This is a genomic window from Streptomyces stoeckheimensis, from assembly GCF_045822005.1.
GTDB classification, from domain to species: domain Bacteria; phylum Actinomycetota; class Actinomycetes; order Streptomycetales; family Streptomycetaceae; genus Streptomyces; species Streptomyces stoeckheimensis.
This window is the reverse complement of record NZ_CP169550.1, coordinates 8,809,920-8,835,884: the sequence shown is the minus strand read 5'-3', so window position 1 is coordinate 8,835,884 and position 25,965 is coordinate 8,809,920. Positions and strand designations below refer to the sequence as shown.

22 protein-coding genes are annotated in these 25,965 nt (G+C 71.7%); 13 read left to right on the top strand and 9 right to left on the bottom strand.

Going from position 1 to position 25,965, the window contains the following annotated elements; all coding sequences use genetic code 11:
• Nucleotides 1-53: 53 nt before the first annotated feature.
• The gene (locus tag ACE1OC_RS40095) at nucleotides 54-503 is read left to right on the top strand and encodes an SRPBCC family protein (protein WP_407841199.1); all 450 of its coding nucleotides are present in this window, start codon (nucleotides 54-56) and stop codon (nucleotides 501-503) included.
• Between the two features lie 5 nt (nucleotides 504-508).
• Nucleotides 509-1,348 (top strand): DUF1206 domain-containing protein, encoded by an 840-nt coding sequence (locus ACE1OC_RS40090; RefSeq protein WP_407841198.1) that lies wholly within the window; start codon nucleotides 509-511, stop codon nucleotides 1,346-1,348.
• A 30-nt stretch (nucleotides 1,349-1,378) separates the two neighbouring features.
• Here ACE1OC_RS40090 and ACE1OC_RS40085 read toward each other — a convergent pair whose 3' ends face one another.
• Entirely contained in the window at nucleotides 1,379-4,021 is a 2,643-nt protein-coding gene (locus ACE1OC_RS40085) for a SpoIIE family protein phosphatase (protein ID WP_407841197.1), read from the bottom strand.
• Nucleotides 4,022-4,270: 249 nt separating this feature from the next.
• Between ACE1OC_RS40085 and ACE1OC_RS40080 the strand changes: the two genes are divergently transcribed.
• Nucleotides 4,271-6,652, top strand: a complete 2,382-nt coding sequence (locus ACE1OC_RS40080; protein WP_407841196.1) for a bifunctional serine/threonine-protein kinase/ABC transporter substrate-binding protein — start codon at nucleotides 4,271-4,273, stop codon at nucleotides 6,650-6,652.
• A 74-nt stretch (nucleotides 6,653-6,726) separates the two neighbouring features.
• Here ACE1OC_RS40080 and ACE1OC_RS40075 read toward each other — a convergent pair whose 3' ends face one another.
• Together ACE1OC_RS40075 and ACE1OC_RS40070 are read right to left on the bottom strand one after the other, a co-directional pair.
• Complete coding sequence (locus ACE1OC_RS40075; protein WP_407841195.1) at nucleotides 6,727-8,091, bottom strand: carbohydrate-binding protein; 1,365 nt, start codon at nucleotides 8,089-8,091, stop codon at nucleotides 6,727-6,729.
• A gap of 90 nt (nucleotides 8,092-8,181) precedes the next feature.
• Nucleotides 8,182-9,129, bottom strand: a complete 948-nt coding sequence (locus ACE1OC_RS40070; protein ID WP_407841835.1) for a LysR family transcriptional regulator — start codon at nucleotides 9,127-9,129, stop codon at nucleotides 8,182-8,184.
• 222 nt (nucleotides 9,130-9,351) lie between these two features.
• Between ACE1OC_RS40070 and ACE1OC_RS40065 the strand changes: the two genes are divergently transcribed.
• Complete coding sequence (locus ACE1OC_RS40065) at nucleotides 9,352-9,513, top strand: carbohydrate-binding protein (RefSeq protein WP_250747714.1); 162 nt, start codon at nucleotides 9,352-9,354, stop codon at nucleotides 9,511-9,513.
• 124 nt (nucleotides 9,514-9,637) lie between these two features.
• Complete coding sequence (locus ACE1OC_RS40060) at nucleotides 9,638-10,675, top strand: LacI family DNA-binding transcriptional regulator (RefSeq protein WP_407841194.1); 1,038 nt, start codon at nucleotides 9,638-9,640, stop codon at nucleotides 10,673-10,675.
• Between the two features lie 97 nt (nucleotides 10,676-10,772).
• On the opposite strand, the gene ACE1OC_RS40055 is transcribed toward ACE1OC_RS40060, so the two are convergent.
• The gene (locus ACE1OC_RS40055; protein WP_407841193.1) at nucleotides 10,773-13,553 is read right to left on the bottom strand and encodes a glycosyl hydrolase; all 2,781 of its coding nucleotides are present in this window, start codon (nucleotides 13,551-13,553) and stop codon (nucleotides 10,773-10,775) included.
• Nucleotides 13,554-13,796: 243 nt separating this feature from the next.
• On the opposite strand from ACE1OC_RS40055, the gene ACE1OC_RS40050 reads away from it, so the two are divergent.
• The 6 genes from ACE1OC_RS40050 to ACE1OC_RS40025 all read left to right on the top strand — a co-directional run bounded on the left by ACE1OC_RS40050 (nucleotide 13,797) and on the right by ACE1OC_RS40025 (nucleotide 19,531).
• A complete protein-coding gene (locus ACE1OC_RS40050; protein WP_407841192.1) occupies nucleotides 13,797-15,101 on the top strand; it encodes an ABC transporter substrate-binding protein in 1,305 nt (434 codons plus the stop codon).
• 50 nt (nucleotides 15,102-15,151) lie between these two features.
• Nucleotides 15,152-16,159 (top strand): carbohydrate ABC transporter permease, encoded by a 1,008-nt coding sequence (locus ACE1OC_RS40045; protein WP_407841191.1) that lies wholly within the window; start codon nucleotides 15,152-15,154, stop codon nucleotides 16,157-16,159.
• Nucleotides 16,156-17,076 (top strand): carbohydrate ABC transporter permease, encoded by a 921-nt coding sequence (locus ACE1OC_RS40040; RefSeq protein ID WP_407841190.1) that lies wholly within the window; start codon nucleotides 16,156-16,158, stop codon nucleotides 17,074-17,076. Before ACE1OC_RS40045 ends, ACE1OC_RS40040 begins: the two co-directional genes overlap by 4 nt.
• Nucleotides 17,077-17,150: 74 nt before the next feature.
• Nucleotides 17,151-18,578 carry a GH1 family beta-glucosidase gene (locus tag ACE1OC_RS40035; protein WP_407841189.1) on the top strand — a complete coding sequence of 476 codons (1,428 nt, stop codon included), beginning with the start codon at nucleotides 17,151-17,153 and terminating at the stop codon, nucleotides 18,576-18,578.
• A gap of 88 nt (nucleotides 18,579-18,666) precedes the next feature.
• Nucleotides 18,667-18,993, top strand: a complete 327-nt coding sequence (locus ACE1OC_RS40030; RefSeq protein ID WP_407841188.1) for a hypothetical protein — start codon at nucleotides 18,667-18,669, stop codon at nucleotides 18,991-18,993.
• Nucleotides 18,994-19,099: 106 nt separating this feature from the next.
• The gene (locus ACE1OC_RS40025; RefSeq protein WP_407841187.1) at nucleotides 19,100-19,531 is read left to right on the top strand and encodes a VOC family protein; all 432 of its coding nucleotides are present in this window, start codon (nucleotides 19,100-19,102) and stop codon (nucleotides 19,529-19,531) included.
• Nucleotides 19,532-19,534: 3 nt separating this feature from the next.
• Here the strand turns inward: ACE1OC_RS40025 and ACE1OC_RS40020 are convergent, their stop codons facing one another.
• A complete protein-coding gene (locus ACE1OC_RS40020; RefSeq protein ID WP_407841186.1) occupies nucleotides 19,535-20,071 on the bottom strand; it encodes a TIGR00730 family Rossman fold protein in 537 nt (178 codons plus the stop codon).
• 104 nt (nucleotides 20,072-20,175) lie between these two features.
• On the opposite strand from ACE1OC_RS40020, the gene ACE1OC_RS40015 reads away from it, so the two are divergent.
• Nucleotides 20,176-20,415: a hypothetical protein gene (locus tag ACE1OC_RS40015; protein WP_407841185.1), complete on the top strand. Its 240-nt coding sequence runs from the start codon at nucleotides 20,176-20,178 to the stop codon at nucleotides 20,413-20,415.
• An 83-nt stretch (nucleotides 20,416-20,498) separates the two neighbouring features.
• Here ACE1OC_RS40015 and ACE1OC_RS40010 read toward each other — a convergent pair whose 3' ends face one another.
• Entirely contained in the window at nucleotides 20,499-21,500 is a 1,002-nt protein-coding gene (locus ACE1OC_RS40010) for a GlxA family transcriptional regulator (protein WP_407841184.1), read from the bottom strand.
• A gap of 71 nt (nucleotides 21,501-21,571) precedes the next feature.
• On the opposite strand from ACE1OC_RS40010, the gene ACE1OC_RS40005 reads away from it, so the two are divergent.
• Entirely contained in the window at nucleotides 21,572-22,930 is a 1,359-nt protein-coding gene (locus ACE1OC_RS40005; protein ID WP_407841183.1) for an MFS transporter, read from the top strand.
• Here the strand turns inward: ACE1OC_RS40005 and ACE1OC_RS40000 are convergent.
• The 3 genes from ACE1OC_RS40000 to ACE1OC_RS39990 form a co-directional block, all read right to left on the bottom strand.
• Nucleotides 22,899-23,966 carry a hypothetical protein gene (locus ACE1OC_RS40000; RefSeq protein ID WP_407841182.1) on the bottom strand — a complete coding sequence of 356 codons (1,068 nt, stop codon included), beginning with the start codon at nucleotides 23,964-23,966 and terminating at the stop codon, nucleotides 22,899-22,901. The genes ACE1OC_RS40005 and ACE1OC_RS40000 overlap by 32 nt on opposite strands.
• Nucleotides 23,967-24,079: 113 nt before the next feature.
• A complete protein-coding gene (locus ACE1OC_RS39995; RefSeq protein ID WP_407841181.1) occupies nucleotides 24,080-25,378 on the bottom strand; it encodes an MFS transporter in 1,299 nt (432 codons plus the stop codon).
• A complete protein-coding gene (locus ACE1OC_RS39990; protein WP_407841180.1) occupies nucleotides 25,375-25,914 on the bottom strand; it encodes an ArsR/SmtB family transcription factor in 540 nt (179 codons plus the stop codon). Before ACE1OC_RS39990 ends, ACE1OC_RS39995 begins: the two co-directional genes overlap by 4 nt.
• Nucleotides 25,915-25,965: the final 51 nt, after the last annotated feature.

The window sequence follows — 25,965 nt, the reverse complement described above, 5'->3', positions numbered from 1 at the left end:
CGGACGACCCACACCTGCGGGTGCGGGCTGCTGACGACACGGAAGGGGTGCGCATGTCGCACGTCGAGGAGTACGTCGAGGTCAACGTCCCCGTACGCACGGCTTACGACCAGTGGACGCAGTTCGAGGACTTCCCCGTCTTCATGGAGGGGGTCGAGCGGATCGTCCAGCGCACGGACACGCTCACCCACTGGGTGACGAACGTGAACGGGGTGCAGCGCGAGTTCGACGCGCAGATCACCGAGCAGCTCCCGGACCGCCGCGTCGCGTGGATCACGGTCGACGGGGAGGCCCGCCAGGCCGGGCTCGTCACCTTCCAGCCGGTCGACGCGACCACCACGAAGGTCGTCCTGCACATGAACTGGGTCCCCGACGGCCTGGCCGAGACGGCCGCCGACAAGCTCGGCTTCGTCAAGCGGCAGGTCGCGGGTGATCTGAAGCGGTTCAAGCTGTTCATCGAATCGCGCGGGATCGCGACCGGCTCCTGGCGCGGCGAGATCTGACCGCCATGGGAATCCGAGCGGCGAGCGGGGGCGCCGACGCCGCGTCCCGGGGGGCCCGTACCGCCTCGCAGGGCGGCCGGGGCCGGGAGGTCACGGCGCGGTGCGGGCTGGTGGCACGCGGGGTGCTCTACGTACTGACCGGGATCCTGGCCGTGCGCATTGCCCTGGGAGACGGTGGCGAGGAGGCCGACCGGCAGGGAGCCCTCCAGGAGCTCTCGGACAAACCCTTCGGCGGGGTCCTCGTCTGGGCCGTGGGCCTCGGACTCGTGGGCATGGCGCTGTGGCGTCTGGCGGAGGCGCTGTTCGGGGCGGCAGGACCGGACGGCGACAAGCCCGTGAAACGGCTGGCCTCGGCAGGCCGGTGCGCGTTCTACACCGTCGTGGCCTTCTCCGTACTGACCTTCTCCGCGGGCGGCGGGCGCTCCGGGGACGAACAGTCGCGCGATGCGACGGCGAAGGCCCTTGGGCTGCCCGCGGGCCAATGGCTGGTGGCCGCGGCGGGAGTCGGGATCGCCGTCGCGGGCGTGGTCATCGCAGTGCAGGCCGCACGCCGCTCGTTTCGCAAGCACCTGGCCATGGGAGGCGTCTCCGCCCGGTGGCGCAAGGCCGTCGACTTCCTCGGGGTGACCGGCGGTCTGGCCCGGGGAACGGTGGGCGTCGCGGCCGGCGGCTTCCTCGTGTACGCGGCGCTGCGCTACGAGCCCGCGCAGGCGAAGGGGGTGGACGACACGCTGCGGTCGTTCACCACCACCCCGGCGGGTCCGTGGCTGCTGGTGGCGGTCGCCGTGGGGCTGGTGCTCTTCGGACTGTTCTCCTGGGCGATGGCCCGGTGGCGCAACGTCTGATCCGCAGCCCGGGTCGGGCGGCGGGATGAATCAGAGGGGTTCCAGGTCGAGGAAGGCCGCGGGGGACGGTTTTCCGGCGCCCGGAGTGCCGGGGAGGGACTGTTCCGCCCAGATGACCTTGCCGTCGGGCGTGTAGCGGGTGCCCCATTGCTCGCTGAGCTGCGCCACCAGGAACAGGCCGCGCCCTCCCTCGTCCGTGGTGGCGGCGTAGCGCGGGTGCGGGGCCGAATTGCTGCCGTCCCACACTTCGCAGGTCAGGGTGCGGGCGTGCAGCAGCCGCACCCGGACCGGCGCGCTGCCGTACCGCAGGGCGTTCGTGGCCAGTTCGCTGAGGATCAGCTCGGTGGCGAAGCCGATCTCCGACAGGCCCCATTCCTCGAGCTGCTTCACCGCGACGCTCCGCATGGCGGCGACCGCACTCGGCTCGAACGGCATGTCCCACTCCGCAACCCGGTCCGGGCCGAGGGTCCGCGTCCGTGCGATGAGCAGCGCCACGTCGTCGGTCGGACGGGTCGGCAGGAGGAGATCGAGTACGGCCCGGCAGCTCTCCGCCGGGTCCCGGTCCGGATGGCTCAGCGCCGCGCGGAGCAGCTCCAGCCCCTCGCCGATGTCCCGGGTCCGCTCCTCGATCAGTCCGTCCGTATACAGGACGAGCTGGCTGCCTTCCGCCAGGTACAGCTCCGAGGTTTCGAACGGAATGCCGCCCAGCCCCAGCGGGGGCCCGGCCGGCAGGTCCACGATGTCCGTCGTGCCGTCGGGAGCGACCACGAGGGGTGGCAGGTGCCCTGCCCGCGCCATGGTGCAGCGCTGGGACACCGGGTCGTAGACGGCGTACAGGCACGTCGCGCCCAGGACGCCGCCGTCCAGGTCGTCGGCGGCCCCGTCGCGGTCGATGCGCTGCACGAGGTCGTCCAGGCGGGCGAGGATCTCGTCGGGCGGCAGGTCGAGGGTGGAGAAGTTGTGCACCGCCGTGCGGAGCCGCCCCATGGTGGCCGCGGCGTGCAGTCCGTGCCCGACGACGTCTCCGACGACCAGCGCGACCCGGCTGCCCGGCAGGGGGATCACGTCGAACCAGTCGCCGCCCACCCCGGACTGGGCGGGCAGGTAGAAGTGCGCCACGTCCACGGCGTTCTGCTCGGGCAGGGCGCGCGGCAGCAGGCTGCGCTGGAGGGTCTCGGCGAGGGCGTGTTCACGGGTGTAGCGGCGGGCGTTGTCCATGCTGACCGCCGCCCGGGCGACGAGTTCCTCGGCCAGTGACAGCTCGTCCTCGTCGAAGGGCTCCGGCTTCTGCGACCGCCAGAAGTTGACCACCCCGAGTACGACGCCCCGTGCCCTGAGCGGGGCCACGATGAGCGAGTGGATTCCGTAGTCGACGATGGCCCGGGCGCGCGGCGGGTCCTGGGCGTGCCAGCCCGCCGCGTCGGCCAGGTCGGGCACGAGCTCCGCTTCGCCGGTGCCGTAGCCGCGCGCCTGAGGGGTGGAGGGAAGGAAGGCGATCAGCCACCCGCGCGGGTAGAGGGGGTGGTCGGAGCGGATGCCGCTGACCGCCGTGCGCCGCATGTCGGCACCGGCGCCGGGTTCGTCGCCGTCGAGCACCGAGTCGGCCAGGTCGACCGTGACGTAGTCCGCGAACCGGGGCACGGCGACATTGGCGAGTTCCTCGGCCGTCCGCACCACGTCGAGGCTCGTTCCGACCTCGCCTCCCGCGTCGTACAGCAGCTTGAGCCGTCTGCGGGCCGTGTCCGCCCGGCTCGTCAGGACCTGCATCTCGGTGGAGTCCCGGATGGTGACCACGGCCCCCTCCCGGCGACCTCCGGGGTGGGTGGGCCGCTGGTTGACCACGAGCAGCCGGTCGCCCGTTTCGAGCACCTCGTCGGTGGCCAAGCGGCCCGACAGCAGGAGGTCCGCCATCCGGCGGTTCAGCCCGGGCACGGCGCCGACGCTGCGTCCCTCGGCGTCTTCCGGCAGGTCGAGCAGCCGTTTGGCCTCGTCGTTGGCCAGCCGTAGCCGCCCGTCGCCGTCCGTGATCAGCACCCCTTCGCGGACGGCGTGGAGCACCGCGTCATGGTGCTCGTACATGCGGGTCATTTCCTCCGTGCCGAGCCCGTGGGTCTGCCGGCGCAGCCGTCGGCTGATCAGCGCCGAGCCGCCGGTGGCCAGGGCCAGGCCGGTCGCGATGGCCAGGAGGATGACCGGGAGCTGACGGTCGACGACACCGGTCACGTTCTTCACGGTCAGGCCCGCCGAGACCAGTGCGACGACCCGGCCGTCGGCCGCGGTGACCGGCACGATGGCCTGGATCTCCTTGCCGAGCGGCCCCTGCACGCTCTCGACGTGGACCTGTCCGGCGAGCGAGGGCTCGATCGTGCCGACGAACCGTTTCCCGATGCGGTCCGGCTGGGGATGGCTGTACCGGATGCCGTTGGTGTCCATCACCACGACGAAGTCCACGCCGGAGGCCTTGCGCGTCGCCTCGGCCAGGGGTTGCAGGATGGCGGACGGATCCGTCGTCTTCAGCGCGGCCTGCAGGCCCAGGGAGTGGGCGACGGTCTGCGCGACGGCGACCGACCGGTTGCGTGCCTCCCGGTCGCTGTCGTGCCGCGACTGGAGCAGCAGGGACAGCAGGGCGCCGGCGGCGAGCAACACCACGATCGCCACCTGAAGGACGAACACCTGTCCGGCGACGCTTCTCAGTCTGTTGCCTAGGAGTGACCGCACCGACACACCAGGCACGGGTGGCAAGGAAGGGTCACGCACCCAGTTGTAGCACCTCTGGGCGTCCGTGGCCCCCCGGCGTGCAGGATGACGTTCCGGCGTTCACACGCAGGCCGCGCCCATGGCCGCCGGCCCACGGGGGCCGGGGCGCGTGATCAAGCCATGGTTCCGTCACCCGACCGGTCCAACAGGTCCTAGAGTGTGCGCGTGACCGAGCAGAAATCCGAACTCATCGCCGGCCGGTACCAGCTGGTCGAAGCCATCGGCCAGGGGGGCATGGGCCGGGTCTGGCGCGGCCTCGACCAGCAGCTCTTCGGACGCGAGGTCGCCGTCAAGGAGATCCTCTTCCCGGTGGGGCTGGGCGACGGCGACCGCGCGACGCTGCTCAGGCGTTTCACCGGCGAGGCCCGGGCGGCGGTCACTCTCAGCCACCCCGGGATCATCACCATCCACGACGTCGTCGAGCACCACGGTGCCCCCGTCATCGTCATGGAGTTCATCCGGGGGCAGTCCCTCGCCGCGGCCATCCGCGAGCAGGGCCGGCTGCCCGTGCGGCGGGTGGCGGAGATAGGGGCCGCCATGCTCGGCGCGCTCACCGAAGCGCACGGCGCGCGGATCATCCACCGCGACATCAAGCCGGACAACGTGCTCCTGACCAAGGACCGTGTCGTCCTCACCGACTTCGGCATCGCCCACCTGGCGGACGCCACGACCAAGCTCAGCCAGAGCGGGACCGTCATCGGCACCCCGCACTACATGCCCCCAGAGCAGCTGGAGGGCAAGCGCCCGACCCCCGCCAACGACCTGTGGGCACTCGGCGCCACCCTCTACCACGCAGTCGAGGGCCGCCCGCCGTTCGAGGCCGACGGGTTGCACGCCCTTGCCGTGGCCGTCTTCACCCGCCCCCACCGGCCGCCGGCCCACGCCGGCCCGCTGGCGCCCCTGCTGGACGCGCTCCTCACGAAGGACCCGGCGCAGCGCATCGGCGCCGCCGAGGCCGCCGAGCTGCTGGCGTCGGCACTGCAGTCCTCCCCGTCCCGGGAGGGCACGACCGACGAGGCCGACTTGGAACGGCCCGAAAGCGCGCCCGCCCCGGACCCGGCGACGGAGCACGCTCCGACCCCGACCAAGCGGGAAACGGAGCTGCCGTCCTCGGCTCCCCTGCCGACGCCCACGGCCGTGGAACCGGCGCACGTGCCCGATGCCTCCCGCCCGCCCGTACCGGAGCGGCCGACCACCCCGCCCGTCGCCGTCCCCTCGGCCGAGGACGTGATCTCGCTCGGCTGGACGGACCGGCAGGGGCGGGAGGAGGGGGCTTCCACCCGCCGGCGCACCCTCACGCGGCGCTCCGCCGTTCTGGGAATGGCCATGGTCACGCTGACGGCCGGCACCGTTCTGACCTGGAAGCTGACCCGCGACGACCCGCCCGGCGGCGGGACGACCGGAGGCGGTTCCACGGCCTCCACCATCACGGTGGTCATCGGAGTGGACGCACCCCTCAGCGGCGGGGGCGATCTGGCGGCCATGGGGGTCGGCGTCAGGAACTCCGCCGACCTGGCGGTCAAGACCTCCAACAGCACCGGGCACGTGCCCGGTGTGAACTTCGAGATCAAAGCTCTGGACGACGAGGCCACTCCCGCCAAGGGCGGTCCGAACGCCACCCAGTTCATCGACGACGAGAAGGTGCTCGGCGTTGTCGGGCCGCTCACCTCCGGGGTCGCCAAGACCATGGCGCAACCGCTCGGACAGGCGAACCTCGTCAACGTGTCGCCGTCCAACACCGACCCCGTGCTGACACTGGGTCCCCACTGGGCCAAGGGCTCCAAGTCCCGCCCGTACAAGACCTACTTCCGAACCGTCGCCACGGACGTCGACCAGGGGCCGTTCGCAGCCCGGTACCTCCACGGCGAGGCCGGGAAGCGCAAGCTCTACGTCATCGGCGACGGCAGCGCCTACGGCACCGGCCTCGCTTCCGGGTTCGGCACCGCGTTCGCGAAGCTCGGCGGGACCGTCGTGGGTACGGACCAAGTGGATCCCGCGCAGGAGGACTTCTCCTACCTGGCCCCCCAGATCCGGGCCTCCGGCGCCGATGCCGTGTACTTCGGCGGCTACTACGACGCCGCCGGGCCGCTCTCCGCGCAGCTCAAGCAGGCGGGCGTGAGCGTCCCCCTGATGGGTGGCGACGGCATCTTCGACCAGCAGTTCCTCACGCCCAACACGAAGGCCGAGGGGTCCCTCGCCACGGGCCTCGGCGTTCCTGCCGAGGAACTGGCCAAGGGACGGGACTTCCTCGACCGGTACCAGGAGGCGGGGTACCCGGAGGCGGCCGGTTCGTACGGCCCCTACGCCTACGACGCGACCTGGGCCGTCATCGAGGCGGTGAAGTCCCTGGTGGAGGGGAACGGCGGTGCCCTCCCCGCGGACGCCCGGGCGAAGATGTCGCAGGCCGTGTCGGGGCTGGCGTTCGACGGCGTCACCGGTCGCGTGGCCTTCGACGAGTACGGCGACACGGTCAACCGCCAGCTGACGGTGTACACGGTGAAGGGCGGCAGCTGGACGACCGTGAAGAGCGGCCCCGCCGTCAACTGACCCGTCCCGGACGCGCCGGAGGCGCCGTGGCTCCCCCCTTGGCAGCCACGGCGCCTCCTGTACTGCCGAGCGGCCTACAGCCGCTGCCAGAGCGCCGGGACCACGGGCGGTTCCCAGCCCGTCTGGGCCTGGTGGCCCTGGATGCAGCGGTAGCTCGCGCCGCCGTAGGTGACGGTGGCGCCGGCCGCGTAGACGGATCCGGCCTTCCAGGTGCCGCCGGGCTCGGGGTCGCCCGGGCCGGGGCCCGGGTCGGTTCCGGTGACCTTGAGGGTCAGTCCGTAGGCGGACAGGATCGGGTTCAGCGGCTGGAAGAAGGTGGTCCCCCCGCTGGAGCAGTTGCCGGAGCCGCCCGAGGTGACGCCCTGGGCCTGGCTGCCGGAGATGTAGGAGCCGCCGGAGTCACCGGGCTCGGCGCAGACCGTCGTACGGGTGACGCCGGAGATGGTGCCCTCGGGGTAGGTGACGCTGGTGTTGTGCTGCTGGACGGTCCCGCAGTGCCAGCCGGTGGTCGATCCGGAGCGGCACACCGAGGCCCCGACGGGTTGCAGCACCGAGCCGGTGACCTGCACGTTCGCCCCGCCGCTGCCCTTGACGTAGGGGGTGGAGGACCAGTTGGCGTTCGCCGCCACCCAGGCCATGTCGTTGCCCGGGAAGACGGAGGCCTGGAAGGAGCCCTGGGCGACCTGGTTGAAGCCGCTGGTGGTGGTCCCGGCCCGCCCGCAGTGCCCGGCGGTGGCGAATCCGTTCACCGTTCCCTTGGTGATCGGGAAGCCGACCGAGCAGCGGCCGCTGCCGTTCATGTAGTACGCGTCCCCGCCGCGCAGGTCGTAGAGCGGGCGCGGGGCTTCGGCGGTACGGACCACCGTGACCAGTGCCGCATCGGTCCCGGTGGCCGCCAGCAGGGCACGCGCGGCCCCGGGCCGGGTCTCCTCGACGACCAGGGTGTTGCCGCGCGGGTCGACGTAGCGGACCGGGGTCCCGGCGGTGGCGGCCCGGTCCAGCGCGGCCTTCGCGGTGTCCAGGTCGGCCAGGGAGCGGCTGACGAGCTTCGCCCGGGCCCCGGTGGCCCGTATCGATGCCGCGTCGGCGGCCCGGGTGGTGGCCACGGTCAGGGTCCCCGCGTCGGCACCGTCCAGCCAGGCTCCGGCGAAGGCGGCGCCGAGCCGGGCCTGGAGCCGGGCGGCGGTGGCGCCCGCTTCGGCCTCGTGGGCCAGGCGGGCCTTGGCCTGTGTGGGGGTCAGGCCGAGGTCGCGCTGCATGGCGGCGAGCAGTTCGGGAGGGGCGTCGGCGGTGCGCAGGGTGGCGGAGGCCGACTTCTGCGGGCGCGCGGTGTCGGCGGAGTCCGCGGGGGCGGCGGCGGCAACGGCGCCGGTGGCGGCCAGCAGCAGCCCGGCGGCGGCCAGGGCGGTACACGCCGTTCGGGCGTGTCGCTTGAGCATGGGGGATCTCCTCGGTTCGGTGGGGGGTCAGCGACACCGTAGGAATCCGAACGCTTCTGCGGGAGATGCCGGTTGGCCCCTCCCCCGGTGTTATGGCCGCGCTGCGGGCACCTGCGCCGTGGCGACCGCGGCTGCGGACGATCGGGCCAGCGCCTCCGTGTGCGCGTCCCTGGCGTGCTGCAGCACCGCCGCCGCGCGGGCGGCCGCCCGCGCCGCCGGATGCCAGCCGAGCAGGTGCCGCCACACCAGCGGGCTCCCGGCGAGCGGCCGGGTCACCAGCCCGGGGGTCACGGGGAAGGTCGCCCGGCACAGCCCCACGGCCCGCCCGACCTGGACGAGGTGCACACACGAAGCCGTGTCCGTCTCGTACACGCACGCCGGAGTGAACCCGGCGCGCACGCACGCCGCCGCGAAGCAGTCCCCGAAGCACCCGTCGCCCGGTACGTCGGTCCAGGCCTCGGCGGCCAGTTCCGCCAGCTCGATCCACGGCCGGTGCGCCAGCGGGTGGTCCTCGGCCAGCATCACGTGCACCGGGTCCCGTGCCACCTCCCTCCACGCGAGCCGCCCCGGTCCCGGCGGGGTGCTCTCGCCGCACACCCCGACCAGGGCGAAGTCCAGCCTGCCGGCGGCCACGCCCCCGGCGACCTCCCCTTCCGACCACGAGGTGTACGTGGTCACCGGCACACCGGGCTCCTGCCGGACGATCCGGTCCACGAGCCCGCCCAGCAGCGGCCCGTGCGTCCCCCCGAGCCGGTAGCCGACCGTGCCCTGCCGGGCGAAGCGCACCGCGTCCTCCTGAAGCTCGGACACGGCCGGCAGCACCACGCGGGCCCGCTCCAGGACCAGCTCCCCGAGCGCGGTGGCCCGTACGCCTTCCCGCCCCCGGACGAAGAGCGGCCCGTCTAGCGCTCGCTCGATCCGCTTGAGCTGGGTGCTCAGAGCGGGCTGGGTGAGCCCGAGCACGGTGGCAGCGCGGGTCAGGCTGCCGGCGTCGGCGACGGCTCTGACGATCTTGAGGTGCCTCAACTCCAGATCCATGCCCTGAGCTTGGTCCAGACCTGTGGGCATGCGCTACGGGTCTGCCGCATCCGGAATCGACGAAAGCCCGCGCGTCATGACGCCGGGTCCGACGCTGCCGCTCCCGTGTTCCGCGGGCACTCCTGCGGGCCTGCCGACAGGATCAGGTATTTGCCCTGCTCAGGAGGGTGCGATGCTTCATGCACGTCGGCAGTGAGCCGGCTCGATGAAAGGCGGTGTCACATGGCAGCAGGATTCTCGGACTGGAAGGTCAACCGGCAGTACGCGGAGAACGACCGTGTCGTCCATTTGGGCAAGCAGTACCGGTGCCTGGTGACGCACAAATCCAACTCCGCGACCAACCCGGCGACGACCGTCAAGATGTGGCAGCGCTACGCCGGTTGAGCTGCGATTGGAAGCGCTCTCAGTCACCCGCCCGTCCCGGCGCTAGGCTGTAGACGATCCGGCGACGGCACAGGTCAGCACCCACCCTGCGCCTCGCCGCCCCCGTCGACGAGGAGCGACCGCCTTGCCCGAGCAGTCCCCCGGGTACCGACCCACCCTGGAAGCCGTCGCGGCGCGAGCGGGGGTCTCCCGGGCCACCGCCTCACGGGTCGTCAACGGGGGCGACGGAGTCCGCAAACCGCTGGTCGACAAGGTGCTCCGGGCGGTCGAGGAGCTCGGCTACGTCCCCAACCACGCGGCCCGGACGCTGGTGACGCGGCGCACCGGCGCGGTGGCCGTCGTCATCGCGGAGCCGGAGGTGCGGATCTTCTCGGACCCCTTCTTCTCCCAGCAGATCCGGGGCATCAGCAAGGAGCTGACCGCCCACGACACCCAGCTGGTGCTGCTGCTGGTGGAGGGGCCGGGGGACTTCGACCGGATCACCCGGTACCTGTCCGGCGGTCACGTGGACGGCGCGCTCGCCTTCTCGCTGCACACGGACGACCCGCTGCCCGCGATCACGCGCCGAGCGGGGATTCCGACCGTGTTCGGGGGCCGGCCCGGCTGGACCACCGACCCCGGCGAACGGGCCGTTCCGTACGTCGACGCCGACAACCGGGGCGGAGCCCGGGTCGCCGTGCAGTACCTGCGGGACCTCGGGCGGGAGCGGATCGCGCACATCGGCGGGCCGCCCGACCAGACCTCGGCGATGGACCGCCTGGACGGCTACCGGGACGTGCTGCTGGACATGGATCCCACGCTCGTCGCCGAGGGCGCCTTCACCGTGGAGAGCGGGGCGCGGGCGATGGCGGAGCTGCTGGAACGGCGCCCCGACCTGGACGCGGTGTTCGTCGCGAACGACCTGATGGCCTCGGGGGCGCTACGGGTCCTGCGGGATCGCGGGATCGCGGTGCCCGGGCAGGTGGCGGTCGTCGGGTTCGACGACATGGACCCGGTGGCCAAGGAGACCGACCCGCCGCTGACCACCGTCAACCAGGACATCGAGGGCCAGGGGCGGCTGATGGCGAAGCTGCTGCTGCGCAGCCTCGACCGTACGGGGAACGGCGCGGCACCGGACTCGGTGATCACCCCGACCACGCTGGTCCGGCGGGCCTCGGCCTGAACCCCCGGCGTACGCGTACGGCGGGCCTCCGCCCCCGAGGAGCCGGAAACCCGCCGCACCGCTCGTGCCCGTACGCCTGGTTCGTCCGCGCAGGGGACTACGCGTACGGGATCCTCAGGACCGCCGCGTCCGTGCCCGTCTGCACCTGCGACGTGCTGCTGCCCAGCGCGTTCCAGATCTCCAGTCGGACGGTGCCGTTCTTCAGTTCGCCCAGGCTGCCGGTGACGGCCTGCGCGCCGACCGCCTGCGTGTACTCCTCCCAGCCCGCGACCGGGTCGGTCGCGAAGTAGCGGAAGGTTTCGGTGCGGTCGAAGGTGCCGTCACCGGTCAGGTCGTAGCTGACCCGGACCTGCGGGGCGAGCCCGACCTTGGTGCCCGCGTCCACCCGGAGGCGGAACGTGGTGGCGGCCCCGGCGGCGAGCTTGCCGTTGACCTGCTTCACCTCGTAGACGTTCGGCCGGTACGGGGTGCCGTCCCGGTTGACGCCGTCGGCCGAGGCCAGGGTGTCCGCGCCGGCCGGATCGGTGGTGGCGGTGGTGAGGACGCCGCCGGTCTTGAGGCGGAAGGTGTTGCCGGTGGACGGGCCCGGCTCCTCCGGGTCCGGGTTTCCACCGCCGGCGCCGGTGCCCGTGGCCGTGGAACGGGCCGGTACGGAAAGGGTCTTGCCGTCGGAGAAGGTCACCGTCCGGGGGGTGGAGCCGTGGTTGTGCGCGGTGTAGGTGCGGGTTCCGTTCTTGGTGAAGACGGCGGAGGTGGGCAGGTCTCCGCTGACCGCCATGTCCGGTGCGCCCACGGTGGCGAGCGTGGTGATCCAGTGGTAGGCGTGCGCCTTGGAATCACCCTGCTCGGGGGTGTAATTGCCGTTCGCGGCGTCCCACTTGGCCTTCGCTGAGGCCGGGTCGGTCAGCGCCTCGAACTCCCAGAGCAGATCGCGCCACTCCTGGGCCGGGCCGCCGTTCTCGCGCTCCATCTCGGCGATGTTCCGCGTGATGGCGGCCTTTTCACGGGCCAGGTGGAGCGAACCTCCGGTCACCGGAAGGACGTTGATGCCGTGGATCTCCTCCGGATTGGCGGTCCACCAGGTGGAGTAGGCGGCGCCGCTGCCCCAGACCATGCCGACCGTGCCGTACTTGTACGAGGCCGGGAAGACCTGCTCGTTCGCGTCGAACCAGTACTGGGTGATCGCCTCGGACTCCGTCGTCAGCAGGTAGCTGCCGAGGTCGCGGAGCGAGGTGTCGCCGGTCGCCGCGCCCCAGAGCACGAGACCGGCGCTGAGGTTGACGGACTCCGAAGAGGACTCCTGGTTGTTGCCCGCCGCGAAGCCCTGGTGACCGGAGGCCCAGCTGTGGCCCGCGTACACGTCGAAGCCGCGCAGGAAGGGGTAGGCCGAGTCGGTGCGGCTCGGGTTGGCCGTGTCGCGGATCAGGTGCTTGATCATCGCGCCCCAGGCCGAGTCGGCCGCCCAGGCCTGGTCGTACTGGGCGATGATCGCCGCCGCGTAGACGTAGTAGCTGTAGTGGAAGTGGTGGTCGTTGAGTTCGGTGTCGCTGCCGTAGGAGGCCGGGTATCCGGTGAGGGTCTTCCAGTCCCTGTCGTAGCTGAACCCGCTGGCCCCGCCCGCCGTGAACCACTCCTGGAGCCGGCCCTTCATCAGGCCGAGGAGCTTGTCGCGCGTCGCGGTCTGGCCGATCTGGTCGGCCACGGGCACCAGTTGGGCGAGCCGGCCGAGCGCCTTGCCGGTCCAATAGGTGTCGGCGGCCCCGGAGAACGGGTCGGCCGCGTTGGCGACCTCGTTGAGATAGCCGGTCAGCCGGGCCCGGTCGACGCCGCTGGAGGCGGGCAGGGCGGGCAGCACGCCGTTGTTCTTCTGGTTGGTGGTGAAGGAGGCGGACTCGCGCACCTTCATGGTGCCGCGCGGTGAGACGTACGTGTACGGGGTCAGCGCGTCGGTGGTGTGCAGCCACTGGTGGCGGTAGAGGGCCTGGAGCGTGCCGCGTTCGGTGCCCTCCTTGGCCTCCGTGGTCAGGGTGTAGGTCGCCCGGACGTCGCCGCCGGCACTCTGCCAGGCCACCTGGGAGCCGGTGACGAAGCTGAAGGCGTACTTGCGGTAGGTCGCGAGCGCGTCCGTGGAGGGCAGGACGGCGAGCGAGAAGTAGTCCTTGCCCGCGAGTCCGGCGGTGATCGTGGTGCCGGACACGTTCCAGTCGGCGCCGGTCGGGGCGAAGAGGGCGTAGTGGTGGCCGGCGACCGTGATGCCGAGGACGTTCCCGTTGTCCGCGAAGACCGTGGGCGTGGAGGCGGTCGTGATGCGGGCGTCGCCGCCGGATCCCTTGGCGTACACGAAGGGCATGCCGTGGCCGATCGTGGCCCGGAAGGTGCGGGAGCCGTCCGCCCAGTACGGGGTGACCGTCCAGTCCGACCACGCGTCGGCCTTGGTGTCGGGAGAGTTCAAGCCGGCGAGGCCGACGGTGAGGTCGGCCTTGTGGGCGTACTCGTACTGCCGGCCGTCACCGACGATGGCGGGCGTGGTCGGGTAGCCGACCTCCAGGCCGGAGGCCTTGGCCTGGTACGTGAGGGGGTGGCCGTACATGGGCGTGGAGTACGGGTTGTCGCCGTAGCGCTGGTAGGCGAGCGAGGTCCACCAGTCGTTGGTCGGGACCGGCTTGTCCCGGGCGGCGGCGGTGAGTTTGGGGGTGACGGGGGCACCGGTGTTCGTCGTGGGTCCGGACGTGCCGGCGGGGCGGGTGTCGGTGTAACTGCCCGAACCCGCGGGGATGGTGGCGGCGGCCGCAGGGGAGGCGGCGGGGCCCAGGCCGACGGCGGCCAGGGCGATGGCCAGGAACGTCGCCGCGGCAGGTCTGGAGAGTGAGGTTCGCACGAAACAGCACCTCGATCACGTGGGGGGAAGAGCGCGTTCGAGAGCGCTCTCAAGTGCCATGGAACGTAAATCTCCTGAAACCTAAGTGTCAAGAGAGCCAGCGCAGCGGGCAGTTGGGGGTAACACCAAGCTGTTATGTGTTCGAGTATTGACGGGGAGCAGGCGGTGGGGGACGCTCCAGACGCACGTACTGAGAGCGCTCTCAAAGCGCTCGGTTCATCCCGAAGTCAAGGGAGGCTTCCCATGCCCATCGCCCGAGCCGCCAAGAGAGCCACTGCCCGCCTCGGCGCGGTCGTCCTCACAGGGGCCCTGCTCGCCGCGTGTGGATCCGGCGCCTCGCCGGACTCCGCCGACGGCGCGGGCGGAAAGGTCACCCTCACGGTCGACCTCTTCGGATCCTTCGGCTTCAAGGAGGCCGGGCTCTACGAGGAGTACCAGCAGCTCCACCCCCATGTGACGGTCAAGCAGAGCGACACCCAGGACGAGGCGGACTACTGGAAGTCGCTCCAGACCCGGCTCGCGGGCGGCGGCGGTCTCGCGGACGTGCAGGGCGTCGAGGTGGGCCGGATCGCCTCGGTCACCCAGCAGCAGTCCGACAAGTTCCATGACCTGAAGGCGTTCGGGGCCGACAAGCTCAAGAGCCAGTTCGCCGAGGCCAAGTGGTCGGCGGCGACCACGAAGGACGGCAAGATCCTGGGCCTCGGCACGGACGTGGGCCCCGAGGCCATGTGCTACCGCACGGACCTCTTCCAGCAGGCCGGTCTCCCCACCGACCGCGAGGAGCTCGCGAAGAAGTGGTCCACGTGGGAGGGCTACCTGGAGCTGGGCAAGGAGTACAAGAAGAAGGCACCCGCCCAGAGCGCCTGGCTGGACAGCATCGGCTCCCTCTACGGGATCATGATCGGCCAGGAGAAGGAGCGGTACTACAACGCGTCCGGCGAGATGATCTACGAGAAGAACCCTGCGGTCAGAACGGCCTGGGACACCTCCGTGAAGGCGGCGGAGGCCGGCCTGAGCGCCAAGCTCGACCAGTGGTCGCCGCAGTGGAACCAGGCCTTCGCCGCCGGTTCGTTCGCCACCATCCCGTGCCCGGCCTGGATGCTCGGCTACGTCAAGGCCCAGGCCGGTGCCGCGGGCCAGGGCAAGTGGGACATCGCCAAGCTCCCCGGCGGCGCGGGCAACTGGGGCGGCTCGTACCTCTCGATCCCGCGTGCGGCCAAGCACAAGGAGGAGGCGTACAAACTGATCGAGTGGCTCACCGCACCCGAGCAGCAGGCGAAGGTGTTCCAGAAGCAGGGCAACTTCCCCTCCTCGACGGGCACGATCGCGAAGATCGCGGACGCCAAGGACCCGTACTTCTCGGGCGCCCCGATCGGCCGGATCTTCGGTGACGCGGCCAAGGAGTCCCCGGTCCAGGTCCTGGGCGTACACGACCAGAACGTGATGCAGCAGCTGACGAACGCGCTGGGCGAGGTCGAGCGCAAGGGAGTCTCGTCGGAGACGGCGTGGGAGACGGCGAAGAAGGGCGTGGCGAACGTGACCGGCTGACACCTCCCGCTTTCGTCATCCCTCCCGCCACGATCCCGAAGGGCCGCATCGTGTCCCCCACCTCCACCGCGAAGGCCGGTCCCCGCCCGGCCGGGGCCGGCCCCGGAACCGGATCCGGGGCCGGCTCCGGGGCCGACCCGGACGACGGCCCGGCGGCCGCTCTCCGGCGCAGCTGGCGCAAGGCCTCCCCGTACGCCTACGTCGCCCCCTTCTTCACCCTGTTCCTCGCCTTCGGCCTCTTCCCGCTCCTCTACACGGCGTTCGTCTCCCTCTACCGCGTCGAGCTCCAGACGAGCGGCGAGATGGAATGGCGGGGCATCGCCAACTACACCGCGCTCTTCGCCGACGAGTACTTCTGGACCGCGCTGCGCAACACCTTCACCATCGGCGTGCTGTCCACCGTGCCGCAGCTCGCGATGGCTCTGGGCCTGGCCCACTTGCTCAACTACAAGCTGCGCGGGCGGACCTTCATCAGGACCGCGGTCCTGCTCCCCTACGCGACGTCCGTCGCCGCCGCCACGCTCGTCTTCGCGCAGCTCTTCGGCCGCGACTTCGGGCTGATCAACTACGTGATCGGGCTCATCGGCGTCGACCCGGTGGACTGGCAGACGGGCACGGTCGCCTCGCAGATCGCCGTATCGTCCATCGTGATCTGGCGCTGGACCGGCTACAACGCGCTGATCTACCTGGCGGGCATGCAGTCGATCCCGCACGAGCTGTACGAGGCCGCGGAGATCGACGGGGCCTCCCGCTGGCGCCAGTTCCTCCACGTGACCCTGCCCGGGCTGCGGCCGACCATCGTCTTCACGGTGATCGTTTCGACGATCGGTGCGACCCAGCTCTTCGGTGAGCCGCTGTTGTTCGAGGGGTCGATGTCCGGCGGAATCTCACACCAGTACCAGACCCTCGGCCTGTACATGTACGAGCAGGGCTGGGGCTTCTTCCACCTGGGGCGGGCCGCGGCCATCGCCTGGGTGATGTTCGTCCTGATCGTGGTGCTCGTCGGGGTCAACGCCCTGATCGCGCGCCGCCGAGCACGCAAGGAGGCCGGCCGATGACCGCGCTCGCCCCACCGCCGACCGCGCCCGAGAGGCGCCGCCCTCCGCGGGAGCAGCCCGGCAGGCGCCACTGGCTCCGCAAGGGCGGCGGGGCCGGGAGGACGATGACGGGCGGTTGGATCAGCTACCTCGTTCTCGGAATCGCGCTGCTGATCTCGGCGTTCCCCTTCTACTGGACGATCGTCGCGGCAAGCCGGTCCAACGCGGACCTGGCGCGGGTGCCGCCGAGCCTGCTGCCCGGCCCGAACCTGATCAAGAACTTCGAGGCCGTCCTCGAAGAGGCCGACATCGGCAAGGCGCTCCTGAACTCGCTGATCGTCTCCGGCTCCATCACCGTGGGCACGGTGCTCTCCTGCACGCTGGCCGGCTTCGCCTTCGCCAAGCTGAAGTTCCGGGGGCGCGGCGCCCTGCTGACCTTGACGATCGGGACGATGATGATCCCGCCGCAGCTCGGCGTGATTCCGCTGTTCATGCTGATCGCCGAACTCCAGTGGGTGAACCAGCTCCAGGCGGTGATCCTGCCGGGTCTGGTGTCGGCGTTCGGGGTGTTCTTCATGCGCCAGTACCTGATCCAGTCGCTGCCGGACGAACTGATCGAGGCGGCCCGCGTGGACGGGGCCTCCACGGCCCGCATCTTCTGGTCGATCGTGATCCCGATCGCGCGGCCGGGGATGGCGGTGCTCGGGATGCTCACGTTCATGACCGCCTGGAACGACTTCTTCTGGCCGGTCGTCGCGCTGTCCTCACAGGAGCCGACCGTGCAGGTCGCACTGCGGCAGCTCGGCGGCGGCTACGTCAACGACCAGTCGGTCATCATGGCCGGCACGCTGCTCGGCACCCTGCCGGTGCTGCTCGTCTTCGGCCTGCTGGGCCGGCAGATCGTCGGAGGCATCATGCAGGGAGCGGTGAAGGGCTGAGCGCGTTCCCGCCTCGCGGCAACGGCCGGCCCCACGCGATCCCCCCTCCTCCTACCTCCTGGAGTGTCCGTCTCATGACCGCTGTCGATGCCCGCCCGGCGACCTCCACGGGCACCCGCCCCGAGACCGGGACGGGGCTCCGCTTCCCCGCCGGATTCCGCTGGGGCACCGCCACCGCCGCCTATCAGATCGAGGGGGCGGCCACCGAGAACGGCCGGACGCCGTCCATCTGGGACACCTTCAGCCGCACGCCCGGCAAGGTCCGCAACGGTGACACCGGTGACATCGCCGCCGACCACCTGCACCGGATGCCCGACGACGTGAAGCTGATGAAGGAGCTCGGCGTCACCGACTACCGCTTCTCCGTCTCCTGGCCCCGGGTCCAGCCGACGGGGCGGGGCCCGGCCGTGGAGCGCGGCCTGGACTTCTACCGCCGCCTGGTCGACGAGCTGCTGGCGAACGGCATCAGGCCGGTCGCGACCCTCTACCACTGGGACCTCCCGCAGGAGCTGGAGGACGCGGGCGGATGGCCGGAACGGGACACCGCACACCGGTTCGCGGAGTACGCGGGCCTGGTGGCCCGGGCGCTGGGCGACCGGGTGCCCACCTGGACGACGTTGAACGAGCCCTGGTGCGGGGCGTTCCTCGGGTACGGGAACGGGGTCCACGCCCCAGGCCGCACCAGTGACCTCGCCGCGCTGCGCGCGGCCCACCACTTCAACCTGGCGCACGGCGGCGCGGCCCGCGTCCTGCGCGACCGCCTCCCGGCCACCGCCGAGATCTCCCTGACCCTGAACCTCCACGCCTTGCGTCCGCTGACGGACACGGCGGCGGACCGGGACGCGGTGCGCCGGATCGACACGGTGGCGAACCGGATCTTCATGGACCCGGTCTTCCACGGGCGGCTGCCGCAGGACCTGGTGGAGGACACGGCGGGGGTGACGGACTGGTCGTTCGTCCGGGACGGCGATCTGGAGATCACCTCCACCCCGATCGACTCGCTGGGCATCAACTACTATTCCCCCAGCGTGGTTTCGGCAGGCTCCTCCCCGTCCCCCGCCCCCTGGGCGGGCGCCGAGAAGCATGTGGCGTTCACCCCGGCCCCGGGCCCGCGCACGGCGATGGACTGGCCGGTGGACGCGAACGGGCTGTACGAGCTGCTGACCCGGCTGCGCGACGAACTCCCGCACCTGCCGCTCCTGGTGACGGAGAACGGGGCCGCGTACGACGACTACGCGGACCCGGAGGGGCAGGTCCACGACCCGGAGCGGGTGGCGTACCTCGACGCGCACCTGACGGCCGTGCACCGGGCGATCGCCGACGGCGTGGACGTACGCGGCTACTTCCTGTGGAGCCTGCTGGACAACTTCGAGTGGGCGCACGGCTACAGCAAGCGCTTCGGCATCGTCCACGTGGACTTCGCGTCCCAGCGCCGGACGGTGAAGGACAGCGCGCGTTGGTACGCGGAGGTGATCGCGCGGGGCGGGCTGGAGCGGAGCTGAGCCGTCGGCGTCGAGCCGGGCGTACGACCCGGGATCCGGGCAACGGGAACGGCGTTGCCCGCTGACCCACGAGCCGTACGCTCGGGCCGTGCACGAAAACGAGATCAAACTCAAAGCCATCGCCGCGCTCACCGCCCTGCGCGCGGACGTCGGCGAAGGCCTCGCCTCCGAGCTGCTCGCCGAAGTGACCCCAGGTCACTTCCTGGTACCGGCGGGCGCAGACCCGGAGGAAGTCGGCGGCGCCGTGCTCGATCAGCTCTCCGAGCCGCTGAGCGCCCTGGTCAACGGGTTCATCGCCGCCTTCGCGGCCGTCGCCTACGCGTACGACGAAACCGGCGCGGAACCCGGAACCGACGCGATCCTTCAGGAACTAGCCCTTCGCCTCGCCCGCGAGGACGGTCAGCAGTCGCCCTGACACCGCCGACTTCTTTGTCGGCATGCCGCGTTTCGGCTCGCACACCGGCACCCCGTGGGCGACGGTGGACCTGCCCTGTTGCACTCGTGTTCCGAGGAGAACCGTCATGAACTGGACGCTCGAAGTGGTTCTGGTCCCCGTCACCGACATGGACCGGTCGAAGGAGTTCTACGCGGACAAGGTCGGCTTCACGGTCGATCTCGACACCGAGGTCGCACCCGGTATCCGCATCATCCAGCTGACCCCGCCCGGCTCACGCTGTTCGATCGCGCTGGAGCACGGGATGCCCCCGGCGCCCGGTACGCGCCAGATGGCACCGGGCATGCTGCAAGGCGTGCAGTTGTGCGTCACCGACATCGAGGCCGCGCGCAAGGAGCTGACGGAGCGCGGTGTGGAGGTGTCGCCGGTGCGGCACGTCGGCGAGAAGGGCTGGGAGGACGGCAAGGGCGACACCTGGAACTCCTTCCTGACCTTCACCGACCCGGACGGCAACGGCTGGGTGGTCCAGGAAGCACCCTCGGAGCTGTCGGAACGCTGACGGCTACGCGCCGGCGTTCCCCTCCAGGTAGGCGAGCGCCGCGCCGGCCTCCTCGGCGAAGAACACCAGATCGGTCAGGGGCACGGGGAGGAAGCCCTCTTCCTCCATGCGCCGGAACTGCTCTTCGAGGCCGTCGTAGAACCCCGCCGTGTTGAGGATGACCACCGGCTTCGTGGTCTTGCCGTGCTTCTTGAGCTCGAGGATCTCGGTCGCCTCGTCCAGGGTCCCGGTTCCGCCGACCAGGATGGCGACCGCGTCGGCCTTGGCCAGGAGCAGCGCCTTGCGTTCGGCGAGGTCGCCCGCGATCACCATCTCGTCTGCGTTCTTACGGGCCTTCGCCGCGAGGAAGTCGACCGAGACGCCCACGAGGCGCCCGCCCGCCGCCTGGACGCCGTCCGCAACCACCTTCATCAGGCCGCTCTCGGAACCGCCCCACACCAGCGTGTGTCCGCCTCTGCCGAGGAGCTCGGCGAACTCCCGGGCCGGGAGCGTGTAGCGCTCGTCGAGTTCGGCGGCCGAGAGGAAGACGCAAATGTTCATGCCCTGACAGTACGAGGCGAGGTGCCGGGGGTCGGGGGCGGGCCCGTGAGCGGACCGGCCCGGGCCGACTGGGCCCGGTCCGGTCCGGAGGATGGGCTCAGGCCGTGACCGGCAGGTCGACGGCCGGGAAATCGGCTTCGGTGCGGGCCGGGCAGCAGCCCCTTGGACAGGGCGCCCCCGAAGGACAGGCAGCCGACCCAGCCGACACCGAAGGTCCGGTGGCGCCGCAGCTGCCGCCCGATCTGGCGGCGCAGGAACTGCCCGGGAGGCCGGGAGGCCCGTCCGACCTGGACCGGCGCCTCGCCTCGGCGCGCGACGCGCGGGCCACGCGCTGCGCACGCTGATCTGGACCCAGGCCACCGCGCACGGGCTCAGCCCCGATCGGCGACCCGGACCTGCGCGTGGACTGCGCCGAACACCAGCCGGCCTAGGGCATGCGGCTGTCGGCCCCGTCCGCTCGGAAGGCTCGACGGTAGGCGGCGGGTGTGGTGCGCAGGGCCTCGTGGAAGCGTCGGCGCAGGTTGACGGCCGAGGAGAGGCCGACCCGGTGCGCGATGGTTTCCACGGGCAGGTCGGTCTCCTCCAGCAGGGCCCGGGTGGCGGCGATCCGCCGGTCCAGCAGCCAGCGTCCGGGGCTGATCCCCACCTGCTCGGTGAACCGCCGGGTCAGCGTGCGGGCCGACACCTGGGCGTGGACCGCCATCTCCGCGACGCTGACCGGCTGGTCCAGCCGTCCGGTCAGCCATTCCAGCAGCGGGGCCAGCGAGTCGGCGACCGGTCCGGACGTGGGGAGTTCGGCGTACTGCAGCTGGCAGCCCTCGCGGTGCGGGGGCATCACCATCTGGCGGGCGATGCGCATGGCGTACGCGGCACCTTGGTCGGTGCGCACCAGGTGCAGGCAGAGGTCCACCCCGGCCGCCGATCCGGCGCTGGTCGCGACGTCGCCGTGGTCCACGTACAGGACGGCGGGGTCGACCCGGACCCTGGGGAACCGGGCGGCCAGTTCCCGGGCTTGGGCCCAGTGGGTGGCGGCCCGCCGATCGTCCAGCAGTCCGGCGGCAGCGAGCACGAAGGCGCCCGAGCAGATGCCGACGACGCGGGCACCGCGGGCGTGTGCCCGACGGACCGCCGCGATCAGCGTCGTCGACACCTCGGTGCCGACGGGCTGGTGCCAGCCGGGGACCAGGACGGTGTCCGCGCGCTCCAGGGCGTCCAGGCCCTTCGTGACCAGGAGGTCGTATCCGGCCTGGGTTCGTACCGGGCCGGGGTGCTCGGTGCAGACCTCGAACGCGTAGCGGGAGGGGATGGCCGGGCTGTGGTCGGCGAACACCTCGGTCGCGCAGGCCAGCGGGAAGGTCGACTGCGGGGGCTGGAGCACGGCCACGACCCGGTGGAGCACCGGGGAGTTCGGCGGCGTACGAGGCGTCATGGCGCGAAAGTACCCCATCGTGTCGTTCAGGACACTGGAGTGGTCGATTGGTCTAGTCCAGCATCGGTCCTGTGACCACCGCGCAGACACAGAACCAGGCCGGCCGTCCCGTTGTCGGGACCGATCCGCCCACCGTCAGACCTCCGTTGTGGGACCGACGGTTCACGCTCTACTTCACCGCCCGTGCGGTCTCCTTGGTCGGCGACGCGATGATGCCGGTGGCCGCCGCGCTCGCGGTCGGCCCGCTGTACGGAATCTCCGGGGTCGGCTTGGTACTCGGAACCTGGACCGGCACGTTCGTTCTCCTGGTCCTGTTCGGCGGCGTCTTCGCCGACCGGGTGGGCGCGCGCCGGATGATGGTCGGTGCGGACCTCGTCCGGGTGCTCACCCAGGGCGTGCTGGCTGCCGCCTTCTTCGCCGGGACGCCGCCGTTCTGGCTGCTGGTGACCATGGCGGCGGTGGCCGGAGCGGCCGTCGCGATGTTCCAGCCGGGCGTGAACGGCATGGTCCCGCTGGTCGCACGGGAACCGCAGCGGGCCAACGCCACGCTCAAGGTGGCCGACGCGCTCGCCCAACTGCTCGGCCCGGCGCTGGCGGGGCTGCTGATCGTGCTGACCGGTGCCGGGACCGTTTACGCGATCGACGCGGGCACCTTCGTGCTCAGCGCCCTGTGCTTGGGACTCATCCGCTTCGCTCCGGCAGACACGGCCACAGGAGCCGTGGTCGATGCCGGTACCGATACCGATGCCGACGCCGATGCCCATGCCGAAGCCGACTCCGCCGTCGGCAAGAAGAGTTCGCTCCGCCGCGACCTGCGCCAGGGCTGGCACGAGTTCCGCTCGCGTACCTGGATGTGGGCGGTGATCCTGATCTGGGTGGCCTACGGCGTCCTGCTCTTCGGCCCGCTGGTGCCGCTGAACTCGGCGCTGATCGGCGCCCGGCTCGGCCCGAACGCCTACGGCCTGGCCGTCTCCTTCCTCGGTGTCGGAACGGTGCTCGGCGGCATGCTGGCGCTACGACTGCGCCCTGCCCGGCCACTGGCAGCCGGCGCGGTGGCCATGGTCCTGTTCACCGTGCTGCCGCTCTGCGTGGCCTTGGGCGCCGGACTGCCCGTCCTGCTGGCCGGCCACGTCATCGGCGGCGGCGCCTGGGCGTTCTGGTCGGTGATGTGGGCGACGAGCGTCCAGACCCACACGCCACCGGAGGTTCTCAACCGGGTCACCGCGTACGAGCTGGCCGGCTCGGTGTCCGGCATCGCGCTCGGCCAGATCCTGGCGGGCCCGGCCACCCGACTGGCCTCCCCGGAAACGCTGCTGCTGGTCTCGGCGGGCACCTGCCTGGCGGGCTGCGTGGCCCTGCTCTCGATCCCGGCCATCCGCACCCTGCGCCGCATCGACCTCACGGACGGCGGCAGACGTCGAAGAGGATGACGGACAGTTCCTGCACCACCTTCTCGACGGCCAGGACCTGCGTGCGGACCGGTGCGGGCAAGTGTGCTCGCTCCCACAGGGCCACCGGCTGATCCGCGGGGCGGGCCGCCCACAGCTTCTCGAGGTCGACCGCCATGTTCGCCGTCGTCTGCACGGCGTCGGTCGCGACGGAGCCGACGGCGTTGCCCAGCGGGTCTCCGGCGTTCCCCAGCGGGCCGTACGCCACGAACTCGGGCAGCTCGGTGACGGCGAGGTAGGTGGAGCCGATGTGGGGCATCCGCAGCACCCGCTGCACCCAGGCCGGGCCGTGATGTCCCTCGGGCAGGCTCGGATAGTCCGGCTCGGCGACCAACGTGTGGTGCAGGATCTCCGCGAACCTGCGGTGTTCGCGGGTGGGCGTCCACAGTCCCCCGTGCAGGGCCAGTTCGAGCCGCTCGATCCGGGCCCGGGCGTGGGACACGGGGCCCGCCCAATCCGGCTCGAGGTCCGGGATCCCGGCGGCCCGCACGGCGCGGGCCCGGTCTCCGATCGTCAGCGGGGGCGACTCGGTCCCGTCGCCGGTGTCCCCCGGCTCCCGTTCGCAGGCCGTGTGCGCAGCGACGTGGTCGGCAAGGACTTGGCGGGCCAGGCGCTGACGCCTCTCGTCCCCGACGAGCTCGAGCCAGCCCGTTTCCGTGCGCTCCCGCGCCTCGCCGGTCTCCAGCGACCCCCGGTGGAGGCACGCTGTGTGGGCGCCGTAGACCCAGCCGATCAGGGTGGGCAGTTCGACGTCGTCGACCAGGACGTCCGCCTCGCGGGCGGCGCGGCACGCCGCGAGCGCCAGCAGCGCGACGACGCGCATCCACATGGAGTTGAACTCCGCTGCGCCCGGCGCGTCCGGCCGGCCCGGACGCGGTCCCCTCGGGCCCGGCTCCGCCCGGTTGTCGTAACCGGTCGACCACACCACCAGCGCCCCGCAGGTCATCACGGCCCGCCGCCACGCCACCATCCCGTACGCGTGCTCGTTGCGCCGCTCCCAGCCCTGCCCATCGGCCACGATCCACCCCTCCCCCAGGGTCGGCCCCTGCCGATCCCTTGGGAGGCTAACCGCCGCGTGCGCAAGGCGCCCAAGATCCTGCCGACCATGCCGACCGCCACTCCGCGAAACCGTCACGAAGATTCGGGTGCACCCGCCCGGACGGGGTCCTCGGATTCCGGGTCACCGGGACTGCCCGTCTCGGCAGCGCCCCGCAGTGCCGCCTCGACCCGGCGGTTGCTGGTCATGGTCGCCGTGAGGGCGGTCATGGCGAGGAGGAGGCCGGAGGCGGCGTAGAGCGGGGTGCGCACGTCGTAGGCGGTGGCCAGCCAGCCGCCGAAGAACGCGCCGAACGGGGCGGCGCACATGGCGAGCATGCGGGACGTCGAGGCGACCCGGCCCATCAGGTGGGCCGGGACGATCGCCTGCCGCAGGGAGGGCGCGAGCACCATCGTGGCGCCCATGCCGGCGCCGCAGACCGCGAGCGCGAAACCGGCCACGTACGGATTCTGGGCCGTGGCGAGCCCCAGAACGGCCAGCCCCTCGACCGCGGCCGTGCAGGCCAGTGCGGTGCCGGTGCCGAGTCGCCGGCCGAGGAAGGAAGCGATGCCCGCGCCGAGCAGGCCGCCGGTGGCCTCCGCCGTGAGGAGCAGGCCGAAGCCGAAGGTGTCGATGCCGAGACGGTCGTGCGCGAAGAGGGCGAGCACCGTTTCGACGGCGACGAAGGCGATGTTTCCGACCGCCGGACGGAGTGCGAGCCCGAGCAGCAACCGGTCCCGAAAGACGTACGAGGCTCCGGCCCGCGCCTGCCGGAGCAGCGACTCGCGGCCCTTCGTCTGTTCGGGCCGGGGCGTGGCGGGCAGTGATCGTACGAGCAGAGCGGAGAGCGCGAACGACACCGCGTCGGCGAGCAGCGGAACCGCCCTCCCGAGCGCGAGCATCGCGCTGCCGGCGGGCGGCCCGGCGAAGCCGGACGCGGCGGTCTGGGCTCCGCGCAGGCGGGAGTTGGCACGCTCGAGGAGTACGGGGTCGCGGCCGAGCAGGTCCGGCAGATAGGCCGTGGCGGCCGTGTCGAAGAAGAGTCCGCCGACGCCGAGCAGGAAGGCGACGGCCGCGAGCAGCGGAATGCTCAGTACGTCGAGCACGGCCGCTGCCGCCGGTATCGCGAGCAGCACCGCACGCGCCGCGTCCGCGACCCACATCGTGCGCCGGCGGTCCCAGCGGTCCACCAGCGCACCGCCGAGGATCCCGAAGAGCAGCCACGGCAGCGTCCCGGCGGCCGTGACGACGGCGAGCGCCATCGGATCCCGCGTCAAGGTCAGCGCGAGCAGCGGCAGCGCTGCGTGCGTGACCCCGTCTCCGAGGGAGGACACGGTCTGCGCGGTCCACAGCCGTCCGAACCCGGTCGGCAACTTCTTGACGTCTGAGGTCACTTGGCGTCCCCTTCCGCTTGCACCTGCGATGTCGGCCGGAACAGTGCGAAGACGAGCGACACGTCCGGCAGCGCCGGATCGGACAGCTTCCGGTACTCGTCCGCCAGCGCCTCCAAGCGCGCCCCCAGCTCCGCGAACTGCTCCTCGGTGAGCCGCAGGTGCGCCATCCCCACGTGCCGCTCACCTTCGCGCGGCGCCGCCTCGAGGTCCGCGACCGCGTGCCGCATCAGAAGGTCGGGCCCTCCCTCGCCGGGGTCCGGCAGCACGATCGACCGCGCGGCCATCGCGTAGTACCGCTCGGTGACCCCCCGCACCTTCCGCGTCCGCACCACCTTCACCAGGCCGGCCCGCTCCAGTAGCCGCACGTGATAGCTGGAACTCCCCTTCGCCAGGCCCACCCGCGTGGCGATCTGCGTGATCGTCGCCGGTTCGAAGCGGAGCACGGACATGATCCGGTGGCGCGCCAGATTGGAGACGGCGCGCAGCTGTTCGTCGGTGGTGACGTGAAACGTCTCGGGAACATCATCGGCAGGCATGGCTCAATGGTCAACGACTCTTGACCATTGAGCAAGAGCTTTGCACCCCGG

What these genes read in the sequence shown, in the direction of transcription:
- ACE1OC_RS40095 (WP_407841199.1), top strand. Translation starts at nt 54, where the DNA reads ATGTCGCACGTCGAGGAGTACGTCGAGGTCAACGTCCCCGTACGCACG.
- ACE1OC_RS40090 (WP_407841198.1), top strand. Translation starts at nt 509, where the DNA reads ATGGGAATCCGAGCGGCGAGCGGGGGCGCCGACGCCGCGTCCCGGGGG.
- ACE1OC_RS40075 (WP_407841195.1), bottom strand. Translation starts at nt 8,091, where the DNA reads ATGCTCAAGCGACACGCCCGAACGGCGTGTACCGCCCTGGCCGCCGCC.
- ACE1OC_RS40070 (WP_407841835.1), bottom strand. Translation starts at nt 9,129, where the DNA reads ATGGATCTGGAGTTGAGGCACCTCAAGATCGTCAGAGCCGTCGCCGAC.
- ACE1OC_RS40065 (WP_250747714.1), top strand. Translation starts at nt 9,352, where the DNA reads ATGGCAGCAGGATTCTCGGACTGGAAGGTCAACCGGCAGTACGCGGAG.
- ACE1OC_RS40050 (WP_407841192.1), top strand. Translation starts at nt 13,797, where the DNA reads ATGCCCATCGCCCGAGCCGCCAAGAGAGCCACTGCCCGCCTCGGCGCG.
- ACE1OC_RS40040 (WP_407841190.1), top strand. Translation starts at nt 16,156, where the DNA reads ATGACCGCGCTCGCCCCACCGCCGACCGCGCCCGAGAGGCGCCGCCCT.
- ACE1OC_RS40035 (WP_407841189.1), top strand. Translation starts at nt 17,151, where the DNA reads ATGACCGCTGTCGATGCCCGCCCGGCGACCTCCACGGGCACCCGCCCC.
- ACE1OC_RS40025 (WP_407841187.1), top strand. Translation starts at nt 19,100, where the DNA reads ATGAACTGGACGCTCGAAGTGGTTCTGGTCCCCGTCACCGACATGGAC.
- ACE1OC_RS40020 (WP_407841186.1), bottom strand. Translation starts at nt 20,071, where the DNA reads ATGAACATTTGCGTCTTCCTCTCGGCCGCCGAACTCGACGAGCGCTAC.
- ACE1OC_RS40010 (WP_407841184.1), bottom strand. Translation starts at nt 21,500, where the DNA reads ATGACGCCTCGTACGCCGCCGAACTCCCCGGTGCTCCACCGGGTCGTG.
- ACE1OC_RS39990 (WP_407841180.1), bottom strand. Translation starts at nt 25,914, where the DNA reads ATGCCTGCCGATGATGTTCCCGAGACGTTTCACGTCACCACCGACGAA.